This window comes from Nonomuraea fuscirosea, from assembly GCF_003001935.1.
Lineage (GTDB): Bacteria > Actinomycetota > Actinomycetes > Streptosporangiales > Streptosporangiaceae > Nonomuraea > Nonomuraea fuscirosea.
The window spans coordinates 1-10,521 of the sequence record NZ_PVNG01000064.1 but is presented as its reverse complement, the minus strand read 5'-3'; the positions used below and the strand labels follow the sequence as shown (position 1 = coordinate 10,521).

At 67.5% G+C, this 10,521-nt stretch carries 8 protein-coding genes and 2 pseudogenes; 5 read left to right on the top strand and 5 right to left on the bottom strand.

All coding sequences use genetic code 11. From position 1 onward, the window contains the following. Positions 1-69: 69 nt before the first annotated feature. A pseudogene (locus tag B0I32_RS60780) lies at positions 70-932 on the bottom strand (transposase); the annotation flags it as partial. Positions 933-2,068: 1,136 nt separating this feature from the next. Between B0I32_RS60780 and B0I32_RS55730 the strand changes: the two are divergent. From B0I32_RS55730 to B0I32_RS55715, 4 genes are all read left to right on the top strand, one after another. Then, positions 2,069-2,368, top strand: coding sequence for a hypothetical protein (locus tag B0I32_RS55730; protein ID WP_106253583.1), 300 nt, complete (start codon positions 2,069-2,071; stop codon positions 2,366-2,368). 146 nt (positions 2,369-2,514) lie between these two features. Then, the gene (locus B0I32_RS55725; RefSeq protein ID WP_106253581.1) at positions 2,515-2,847 is read left to right on the top strand and encodes a hypothetical protein; all 333 of its coding nucleotides are present in this window, start codon (positions 2,515-2,517) and stop codon (positions 2,845-2,847) included. A 40-nt stretch (positions 2,848-2,887) separates the two neighbouring features. Next, positions 2,888-3,196: a hypothetical protein gene (locus tag B0I32_RS55720; protein ID WP_106253579.1), complete on the top strand. Its 309-nt coding sequence runs from the start codon at positions 2,888-2,890 to the stop codon at positions 3,194-3,196. Between the two features lie 183 nt (positions 3,197-3,379). Then, on the top strand, positions 3,380-3,760 hold the full coding sequence (locus B0I32_RS55715; RefSeq protein ID WP_106253577.1) for a hypothetical protein: 381 nt from the start codon (positions 3,380-3,382) through the stop codon (positions 3,758-3,760). A gap of 647 nt (positions 3,761-4,407) precedes the next feature. On the opposite strand, the gene B0I32_RS55710 is transcribed toward B0I32_RS55715, so the two are convergent. The 3 genes from B0I32_RS55710 to B0I32_RS55700 form a co-directional block, all read right to left on the bottom strand. After that, positions 4,408-4,869, bottom strand: a complete 462-nt coding sequence (locus B0I32_RS55710) for a transposase (RefSeq protein ID WP_219912559.1) — start codon at positions 4,867-4,869, stop codon at positions 4,408-4,410. Positions 4,870-5,146: 277 nt separating this feature from the next. Continuing rightward, on the bottom strand, positions 5,147-6,286 hold the full coding sequence (locus tag B0I32_RS55705) for an SGNH/GDSL hydrolase family protein (protein ID WP_181308950.1): 1,140 nt from the start codon (positions 6,284-6,286) through the stop codon (positions 5,147-5,149). Between the two features lie 202 nt (positions 6,287-6,488). Then, entirely contained in the window at positions 6,489-7,445 is a 957-nt protein-coding gene (locus tag B0I32_RS55700) for a Rossmann-fold NAD(P)-binding domain-containing protein (RefSeq protein ID WP_106253574.1), read from the bottom strand. Between the two features lie 692 nt (positions 7,446-8,137). Here B0I32_RS55700 and B0I32_RS60775 point away from each other — a divergent pair. Beyond that, a pseudogene (locus B0I32_RS60775) lies at positions 8,138-8,591 on the top strand (DDE-type integrase/transposase/recombinase); the annotation flags it as partial. 44 nt (positions 8,592-8,635) lie between these two features. Here the strand turns inward: B0I32_RS60775 and B0I32_RS55690 are convergent. After that, on the bottom strand, positions 8,636-10,228 hold the full coding sequence (locus B0I32_RS55690; protein WP_219912558.1) for an IS4 family transposase: 1,593 nt from the start codon (positions 10,226-10,228) through the stop codon (positions 8,636-8,638). Positions 10,229-10,521: the final 293 nt, after the last annotated feature.

Below are 10,521 nucleotides of genomic sequence, written 5' to 3'. Positions count from 1 at the left end.
CAACCTCACCAAGCGCATAACGGACGAGACCACTCCAACCTGGCGAGGCACCTACTAGGGCACAAGCCGCAATCTGCTCAAATCAAATGCCCTCTTATAGAGATCCGGATCATGACGGACCGGGCGACCACCACGAGAGCCACGCTTCTTGCGGTTAGCGGCCTGGTCGGTCTTTTCCGGGATGACTGCCTTGATCCCGCGCTTGCGCAGGTAGGCGCGGTTACCGCGGGAGGAGTACGCCTTGTCGGCGACCACCGCGCCCGGCCTCGTGCGCGGATGGCCGATGGGCAGGCGGATCCTGATGCTTTTCAGCACCGTGCGGAACTGCGGGCTGTCTCCGGCCTGACCGGGCGTGAGGACGAAGGACAGCGGCCGGCAACGCCGATCGGTCGACAGATGCACCTTGCTGGTCAGCCCGCCCCGCGAGCGACCCAGCTTGGCCACCGTCAGCCGGAACCTATGCCGCCGTCGCAGGCGCCGGCGCACGGTTCCCTCTCCGCCTTCGGGGCCATCCTCACAGGCGTTTTGCCCCTTTGGCGCAGCCCCTTTCCCTGCTCGGCCACCTCCTGCAGCGCTGCGGCCAGTTCGCCACCCAGCGCCATCCCAGCCGCGTGATGGTGAGCGCGGGCCGTGGTGGAGTCCACACTGACCAGGTCGAGCTCGGCCTGCCCCCGAGTTGCGGCCTCAGCGATCATCGCCTGCATCAGCCGCTCGAACACCCCACTCACCGCCCACGAGCGGAACCACTCATAGACCGTGGACCAGGGCCCGAATTCAGCGGCGGGCAGGTCCCGCCACGGGCTGCCGGTCCGAAACCGCCACATCACCCCGTTGGACTGCCGCCGCAGGTCCGGGATCGGACCGCGCTCACCCAGCGGCAAGTGAGGCTCGATCAAGGACCACTCCTCATCGGTAAGGTCTCCACGCGCCATGACGAAGGCCTACCAGGAGCGCAGATCGGAGCGCAGGCAATCCCTTTGATCTCAACTCCGTACAGGCTCTAGCCGGTACGGGCATCGCCGAGCCGGTCTCGCTGTCCGAGCTGACTCCGATGGGGCGCCGCCGCAGGGTGTGGATGCGGTGGGTCTGCCGGTGCGGCCTGGGCTCGGCGCTGGCCTTGACCAGAACGAGCCCGCTGCTCGGCGGCCTTGGCAGGTGGTCTGTGAACCTGCCGGCAGCTGTCGGGACGTTCAGCCTCTGGGCCGTCTTGACACCCTTGACGACTGCATCGCCTGGCGGAGCCGGACCGGGGCGCGCTCTGACGACGCGGTCAGCCTGCTGCCGGCGAGTTCGCCGGTCGTGGTGGGCGTTGTGGCCAGTGAAGGCAGCCGATGAGGCTGGAGCCGGGCGCGCATGACGGTGAGCGGTGTGGTGGCTCTGGGATGTGCCGTTGCCGACCTGGCGTTGCGGGCCCGCGCAGCGCGAGATGCAGTGCCATCGCGGCCATTGCGGTGATCGGCATCGTCATCTTCGGCGAATCGGCCGCCACGATCAAGACCGTGGCGATCGTCCTCATCGTCGCCGGCCTCACGATGCTGCAGCTGGCGCCCCAAGCTCGCACCACGGCCACAGCCGGGACACCGATGCCCCACCGCCGCCCAGCACCGTCCGTCGCCGGCCATAGCATCCGCCCATGGACCGCAGCGGCCAAAGCCCGCCGCAAGGGCCTGCCGCAGTCGCCCACGGCCGCCAGCGTCGTCTGCCCGCCGCGACAGCGCGCTCCCGCCTGCGGCAGCCAACCGGCACGTGCCGCTCCCCGCTGCCGCCCGCACCCACCTTCCCCCAACAGCAACTCCGACCCAGCACCGACAGGAACCTCATGAGCCCTCGCCTGACACCCAACGCCACACCGAGCGCAGCAGACTGCGCGGCGTGCATCTGACCGCCGCCTACGACAACGCCTGGCTGCCCCGCCTGGCCCCCCGACGCGGCACTCCAACCGCGGCGACACCGCCACCCTGCTGGGCGCCCTCTGGCGCAACCTGGGTCAGCTCGGCACGGTCGCACCGAGCTCACGCACTCTGGCTCACGCGGCGGCCGACGCCATGCCCACCACAGGCGCGCCATCGTGGTGGAGCTCGGCGCCGGTAGCGGCGCGATCACGGACGTGATCGCCCGCCTGCCGCCCGACGGCCGCTTACTGGCCGTGGAGATCAACCACGACCTTGTCGGGTACCTGAGTCGGAGCCGTCCCTGGCTGCAGGTCCTGGGCGGGGATGCCGCCGAGCTGGCGTCTTTGCTGCGTGGCGCGGAGGTCGACCGGGTCGACGCCATCGTCAGCGCCCTGCCCTGGACGCTGCTGCCTGCCGGCCATCGGCGGCGCATTCTGCCGAGATCGGCGATGTGCTGGCCCCCGACGGGATCATGAGCACGATCACCACTCTGACCGCCTGGCCCACACGCTCCTGCCGGGTCTTTCGCCGGCAGTTGGGAAGCGTCTTCGGCGATATCCAGATCCGTGGTCCCATCTGGGCAGCCGTACCGCCGCCGTGCTGAACTTCCGCAAGCCGCTCCATGCCTGATCACGACACCGGCGCATCCGGCTGGCCGCGCTCCTTCCGCTACCGGATCTGGAACGCGGTCACCGCCGAACGCGCGCTCCTGTCAGCGCTGGATCCCGGCAACCGGTTCGTCGTGGGCGGCTACGCCGCCAATGACGGCCACCTGGTCAGCCTGACCGCCGCGGTGCTGTCGGCCGACGGCAAACACCTGGCCCGCTCCTGCGGCACGTGCACTTCAGTCGCCGACGCGGCCGCGGACCTGAGGCAGTTGCTAGGAGCCGACCTGCACGTCGTCGCCGACTCCTGGCCCGCGCTCACAGCACATGCCACCACGGAGACGGCGTGATGTCGGTGATGCCGAACAGACCCAGGCCAGCCGCCCCGCCGTGCAGAGCGCGGCCGTCGCCGTAAGCCCCGCGCCGCCGCCGGCCCGTGCTTCGGCGCCGCGCCGGCCCGGCCAGGGGCTGCTCGTGGTGATCTGCTCGATCGCCAATGGTCTGGTGATGGCCGACATCGTCGCCGCGAGTGTGTGCCTCAGTGCCCTGTCGGCGGCCGCCCCGGCCCGGCAGCTGAGACTGGCCGGCTGGACCTGGGTGGCCGCCGGCTTCCTGATCTTCTTTGCTGCCCTGCTGAGCGTGAGAGGGCATCTGGCCGACCGGCTGGGCCCCACCTGGTCCTCGGCGCCGGGCTGGTGATCTTCGCGTCGTCGACGGTGGAGATGATGACGGCCCCCGCCTGGCTGATGTCTATGACCGCCCGCGCCGGACAGGCTGGCGGCGCCGCTCTGATCATTCCTGCCTCACTGGGATTGATCACCAGGCACGTGCCCCAGCACCGTCAGCGGGTGGTGGAGCGGCGCGGGCGCGGCGGGCACCCTCATGATGCACGCCGGCGGCGGCGCTCTGGTCGCCATGCTGGGCTGGCGGGCTTTGTTCCTGCCCGGCCTGCTGCCGACGCTGCCGTGCGATGAGCCGGGCACCGGCCGTCAGCCGGACCTGCTGGGCTCGCTGCTGCTGGTCGCCAGCATCGGTGCTCTCGTTCTGGCCATCTGCCACGCCAGCACCTGGGGGTGGACGTCGCGGCGCATCCTCGGCGCGGGTACGCTCGCTGCTGGCCATGACGGAGACGCTGTGGTGGTCGCGCGCTCACCCTCGTCCTGCCGTGCCGCTGGCCCTGTGGCAGTACGGCCGCTGGCGGTGGGGCTGGCTGATGTCGCTCCTCTACCTACCCTATTCTGGCGCTCGCGCCCTCCTATCTGACCGCAGCCGGCTACGACAGCTGGTGGGCCAGCGCCCTGTTGTGCCCGCTGTCGGCGGCGGTCATGCTGGCAGGTCCGCTGGCGGGCGCCGGGGGAGAGTGGTGGGGATCAGCGCCGGTTACCTAGACCGGCGTGATGCTTACCCTGGCTGCCGGCATGACCCTGGCCTAGCTGCTGAGGTTCTATCCGGGCAGCGCGCTGGCGCTGGCCGGTCTCGGCCTCGGGCTCGGCGATCACCGCCGCTGTCGGGTCGCAGACGCCGGCGCCGGGGCTGGCCGCCGTCGCGGCGGCGGCCAGCATGACCGCCCGCCAAGGCGGGGGGCGGCAGGCGCTTTATCTTGCCAGGCGTGTTCAAGGTCATCTGGCCCTCGATGACGTGATAGACGGCCGCTGATCGGCTGGCCTGCCCATCCCGAGCGGCGACGAGTTCCCTCAGCCACCCAGCTACGGGATCGAACCCGGCGATCAAGCCTTCCGCAGCCTCGGCGGCCGCCGGCGGTGCCATGAACGTCACACCGGCCTCGATCAGCATGCTCATATTTCTGTAGGAGATCCGCTTGCAATCACCGACCATCAGCATCTCCCGCTCTCCAGCGATCGCCTGGAGGGTGAGCATGGCCTCGACGTACGGCTCGCCTCCCACGATATCTACGAGCCCATCAACACGAACGGCAGCGATTCGACTGGGCGGCGGCGGTGACTGCGGTGGCGCTGTCGGCCGGTCCCAGCGGGACCATATCCAGCGGCGCTGTCCACGATGTGCGGCCCGTCTCCAGCGCCGCGACGAAGGAGTACGGCCGACCCGGGATGAACCGAGAAGGCGCTCTTGGCTCGGCCGTAGACGGGGCACAACAGCCGCTCAGCCGAGCAGGGCACGTCCGAACGCAGCCAGCGGGACACGTCCGCTGCCAGCACGATCCGCCCGACCGGCCAGCGCGGTAACGGCAGGGCGGCCAGCATGTCGGGTAGCTGTTCGGTGTCGATCCGGCCGTGGTTGAGGCCGCCGTACAAGGCGTCGTGCCCGCGCCGGTACTCCGGCGACAAGCTCAGATCCACCGGCGAGCGCACCGGCCCCAGCTCGCACAACAGCGCGTCGGCCAGCTTGAACAACGCATCGGCCCGCCTGGTCAGGCAGCGTAGACGTCATTGCGGAATCGGGACAACACCCGGCAGGACTCGACACAGGCGCGGCATCATTCAGCAGACTCACCCTCACAGTCTTGTAGAGATCAGCAGCGACTCGACACCACACATGATCACTCAAGGCCGCCTCGCCGTCCCCGAAACGATCAACCCATAGCCCAGCACAACAATCCGGACGACAAAGAACAAGCTCAGGAGTGACACAGTCATGCCTGAGCCTGGTGTCCTGAAGTGCCGGCCATGGTCATCGGAGCGGTCCCTCGTCCCCGAACGCTAGAGGCAGGAAGCGCGCAGCCATGCGGCGGTAGCCTCGGGCATTGGGATGCAGGCCATCTGTCAAGTCGGCGACGTCGTCGAGGCCGAAGAGCGTAAGTCCGTCGATGATGTGCAGGTTCACGTCACCCTCTTTGTAGCGGACCACCGATTGCTGGTGGAGGAGCGCCCGTATCCTGCTGAGGGACAGCGCATCGGCGGCCAACTCGGCGGGCCGCTTGACCACATGGATCTGCTGGTCGGGGCCCACGGGTGTCGGGCCTGGGTGGTCCTCGGCGATCGGGCAGATGATCGGGGTTACGATCACGATGGGCGTTGTGGGGTGGCCGTCACGGATTGTGTCGAGGAAGCCGTGGAAGGCCGAGACGAAGGCCCGCTCGCGCATGGAGTCGGCGTTAAGGATGTTGAGGCCGAGCTCGAGGCTGATAGCGGTGGCAGGCAGATCGCGGATGGCTCGGGCTGTGAACTGGTCGAGATGGGACTGACCGGCGATGGCGAGGTTGAGCAGTGATCGACCGGCCGCCCGGGCGACGATCGCTGGCCACGTCCCGGTCGGGCGATCAGCCTCGGCGCACTGGCTGACGGAACTGCCGTGATGTACCCACAAGGGGCCTGTGGCCGGCGCCGGTCGCAGTGATGAACCGTCGGTGATCCGCACATCCAGCAGCTTCAGCATCGCTCCTGCAGGAAGCCAGATCTCGACCCGTCGTTCGGTCCCCGACGCACCGAGGTCGAACCGCAAGGTGACCGGGCCGGCCGGCTGGTGCTCCATGGCCCAGGTGACGGGGTCCACCACGACCAGCGTTTGCTCTTTGGTAATCACTGGGTCGCGCAGCTCGCCATCGAGCGCGAGGTCGAAGGCACTACCAGACGACGTCGCGCCCAGTATGAGGAACTCGGTGAGTTCGACGTCGAACTCCAGAGCCGAGGCGTCGGTGAGGGCTTCGATGCGGACCCCTGCCGGCACGGCGCTCATACTATCGAGACCCATGTCGCCCAGCCGGGCTCGCGCCGTACTGGGCGAGCGGTGGAAAGTGACACCGGACGGGTCGGTGGTAATCTCCACGGCGCCGACGACGCAGGCGAGCGCCGATTGCAGGATGGATTGCACAGGCAGATCCTCTCGGGGGTATGGCATGCGTGAAGGCTGCACAGGGGACCTCTGGCTCCCCCAGCTCCTCACCCGAAATGTTGATGGATATGACAAGCCAGGGCATTGACTCGCGCCTTGATCGCGAAAACTTGCTCCTGACCGGCGAATTGCGCACGCATGAACCGACTGTTTCCCGGTGCGGACGCCTATGCCGCGCAAATCAGCCGAGTACGCGAAGCAGTTCCTCTTCCTCGATGGCCGTGAGGCCTGCGTGGCTCACCGCGTGGCCGGACTCGCGCAACCACGCGAGGGTGTCGAGGGCCGTGTCGGCGATCGGGCGAATGTGCAAGCCGGCGGCCAGTGTGGCGGAGGTGTCGCGGGCCATGAAACCGGCGTACTCGGGCAATGGCAGCCACATCGGCAGCGACCGAGGCCCCATCCACGGCGCCACTTTGTGCTCGATGAGGAATTCCTGATCGGCCCAGACCAACTCGGGCTGCGCGTTCAGGCTCCCGGCGATCTTCGTGAGCAGTTCACCCCTGCTGAAGGGCATGCAGATCGCATCGTACGGCCCGGTAAGCCCTCGCTCCGCCGCATCGAGAATCCACGTAGCCAGATCTCGTACATCGACGAGCTGAACGAGATCGTCGGGAGATCCGGGCGCCAGCACAGGCCCGCTGCGGGTGAACCGGTCGACCCAGTAGGCGAACCGGTCGAACGGGTCCTCTGGACCCACGATCAGCCCGGCGCGCGCCAGGAGCGCTCCGTCGCCGACGATCTGCTCGCACGCCACCTTGGCCGGGCCGTAGTTCGCCGGGTCGGCTTCGTCGGCTTCGTTGGCCAGAGGCTCGTGCAGGGCCTGGCCGCTCTGGCTGGGATCGGCGTAGACGTTGCCCGACGACACCAGAGTCCAATGCCCGACGCGCCCCGCGAGCTCTGCAACGGCGCGCCGTACCAGGCTCGGATGTCTGGCGACGTCGATGACAAGATCGAACGCCCCCACCACCGGGGCGAGCCCGCCATCCTCGCTCCGATCGACCCGGACGAACTCGACATCCGGCGGCGGATCGCCTGCCATCCCGCGGGCCGCGCACACGACCTCGTGCCCACGATCACGCGACTGCCGGGCAATTTCTCTCGACAGGAACCTTGTACCACCCAAAATCAACGTTCGCATTTTCCTAGTTTGATTCATGTGGCGCGGCAAACTCCATCAGTTCACTCCCAGCGCAATGCAGGCCTTCGCTGGCGGGTACAGATGGAGGCCTGCTGCGTATTGGGGTGAGGCGCGATCCCCTTTCGCTACGTTGCTATCTCTGCCAAATTTCGCATGATTCCTGCCACGTGGCAGTTTTTCGGACGCTGGCACGACCGTTCATGAGAACAGATTCATAAGTATAGGGATGTCATGATCTCCTCGATTCGAGGAGGTCTTTACGCGGGTGACGGTGTGCGCAGGGCGCAGGGCTCTGGGGTCGCGTCCTCGGAGCGGTGTAAAAGGCTCGATGAGGTAGGTGCCGTGAGTGGATCCTAGTACTCCGGCCGTACTCACCGGCTAACACGGCAAACGCCAAGATTAGACACTGACAAACTGAGTCGTTTGTCGCGACGTGTCGTGGCATCGTATTTGTCATGAGCGCAGACCCCCGCCGGTTCTCCGATCGTGACGATCCCCGACAGTACCTGCGTACGACCCGGGTCTTGGTGTGCTGTGCGGACTGCGCTGTGGTGAGTAGCGGTCGTGTGACCTGCCTGGCTTATGGATACGCTAAGCGTAGCGTTGCCTGGCCATGCCTCGCTGATTGTCAGGAAGAGGCCCTCAGAGCCTACGTCGGGCAGTTTCAGCGACCCTTGAGTGCAAGGTGCGACGTCGGCGACATCACATCCCGGCCGGTGGGCGGCGGCCGGTTCCTCTACCTGGCCACGGTCGTGGACTTGTGTTCGCGTCGGCTGGTGGGCTGGTCGATCGCCGATCACATGCGCACCGAGCTCGTCGTCGACGCGTTGCAGACCGCGACGCAGACCCGTGGCGGTCTGGACGGCGCGGTGTTTCACACCGATAACGGGGCGCAGTACTGCTCGCGGGAGTTCGCGCGGTGTGGTCGGCACCAGCGCCGACAACGCGGCGGCCGAGTCCTTCAACGCGAGTTTGAAACGCGAGACGCTGAAGGGTGCGCCCGGCTGGCCCGACGCCCGCACCGCCCGCCTGGCCGTGTTCGGCTGGATCACCCGCTACAACATGATCCGGCGGCACTCCCGGCTCGGCCAGCTCAGCCCGATCGGCTACGAGAAGACGACAGATAGCCTGAAGTCTGCCGCTTGAAATCGGTGTCCACGTTTACGGGGGAAGGCCGCAAGGCCAGGTAGTTAAGAGTTTTGAGCTGGTGGCAAGAGCGCTGCGGAGATCGGTTCGGCGGTGTAGACGCCTGGTTTGATCTTGCAGATGAGTTGGCCGGCGGCCCAGCGCGATAGTTGCCGGTACATGGTGTTGAGGGTGACATCGCTGAGGTGGCGGGCGTTTTCCTGGGCTTTCCAGTGGCGGTTGGGGTTTTGGTGGAGGAGGGTCAGGACCTGTTGTTGTCTGCGGCGTTCGGCGGGGGCGGTGGGTCGCTCGTCTCGGGAGACGGCAGGTGGTGTGGGCACGGGTTGCAGGAGGGTGATGAGCAGGCGGGTGATGGTGCGGCTGTGGTCGGGTCTGCTGTCGTCGAGTCGTTCTTTGTAGCGGGAGACGGGCGATTTGACTTTCCGGGTGCTCACCCGCAGGCGGCGGGCCGGGAGGAGTCCTGCCAGGATGGCGCGGGCGATGGCTCCGGTGGCCGGGGTGGTGTCGTCGCTGGTCACGCCGGCGGCTTGGATGACCTGGTCGCGGGCGCTTTGGAGGGCGATGGTGAAGGAGCAGCGGTCTGGGTCGGTGCCCGGCAGCGATTCGGCAGCATCGACCATGGCGGTGCGCAGCAGCTGGTAGAGCGTGAGCAGCGCCCACATCTCCTGCTCCAGACCTGCCGGGTCGCCGGAACGCAGGACCCGCCCGTGCAGGAGGGTGTGGCGCAGGGCGTAGTAGGCCGATTCGTGTTCCCATCGCTGGTGGTAGGGACCGACCAGGACGTCGGCCGGGTGACGGTGGGCGTCGGTCAAGCTGGTCACCAGCCGGTAGGAGCCGGTGAAGACGGTTCCGCCGGCGCAGGTCACGGTGATCTGCGCGTCGATGATCCGCACGTTGACCGTGCCGATCACGGACAGATAGGAGCCGTCGGCCAGGCGGGACAGGATCGGCGCGCGGCGGTTGCTGCGTAACCGGCCCAGAATCTGGGCTCCGGTGCCCGTCACTGCGGCGAGGAAGTCGTTGCCGTCGAAACCCTCGTCCCACAACACCAGCATGTCCGGCCTCAGCAGGTGCAGCAGTCGCCTGGCGTAGTCGGTTTCGCCTATGGCGGTGGGCCCGAAGACAGCGCCGATCACCGCCCGGGTGCCGGTCTCCACCAGGGTCATCAGCTCCAGCTGGGGATAACCGCCATGGGCCAGCCGATCCAGCCAGGCCCGGTTCCGGTCGGTATCGGGGGCCTTCAGTGAGCTGCAGCCGTCGAAGGAGACCATCCGATAGCGGCCGAACCGCGCCCCGGGCGTCACCGGCTGCGCCAGCGGGCCGCACAACACCTCGAACAGCGCCCGCATCGGCGCAGCGCCCACCCGGCGGCGCAGGTCGCGTAACGCCTTGGCGGTCGGTGAGACGACAGTGGGTAGCCCGGCCAGGGCGCTGGTCATCCTGTCCCAGACCAGCCGGTAGCCGACCTCCGGGAACAGGCACATCGCCAGCAGGAAATACACCCCCACCCGCGAGGGAAGCTCCCGAAGCCGGTGCTGCACCCGGCCCGTCTCCGCCAGCACCGCATCCACCAACTCGAACGGCACAATCTGGGTGAGCTCTCCCACGTGACCCAGTGCGACCACGCCGGTGGCCACCCGCACCACCCTGGAGATGACAAACTGATCCCGCAACGGGACTCCACTCATCAGATGATCTTCGCCGACATCTGATCGACAGGAGTCCCGTTGCACATCTCAGCCGATTGACAAGAACCAAATCCCCTTAACTACCTGGCCTTGGGGGAAGCCCGCTGTCCGAGTTCGCGCACCGCGCCCTCGTCGACTGGTTGCGTGGAGCAATGCTTGAGACCTGTGGATCGGTCGGGAAGGGGTGTACCTTCCCGATGATCATGTGAGTCCTCAAGACATGACCGACGCGCCAACGTCGG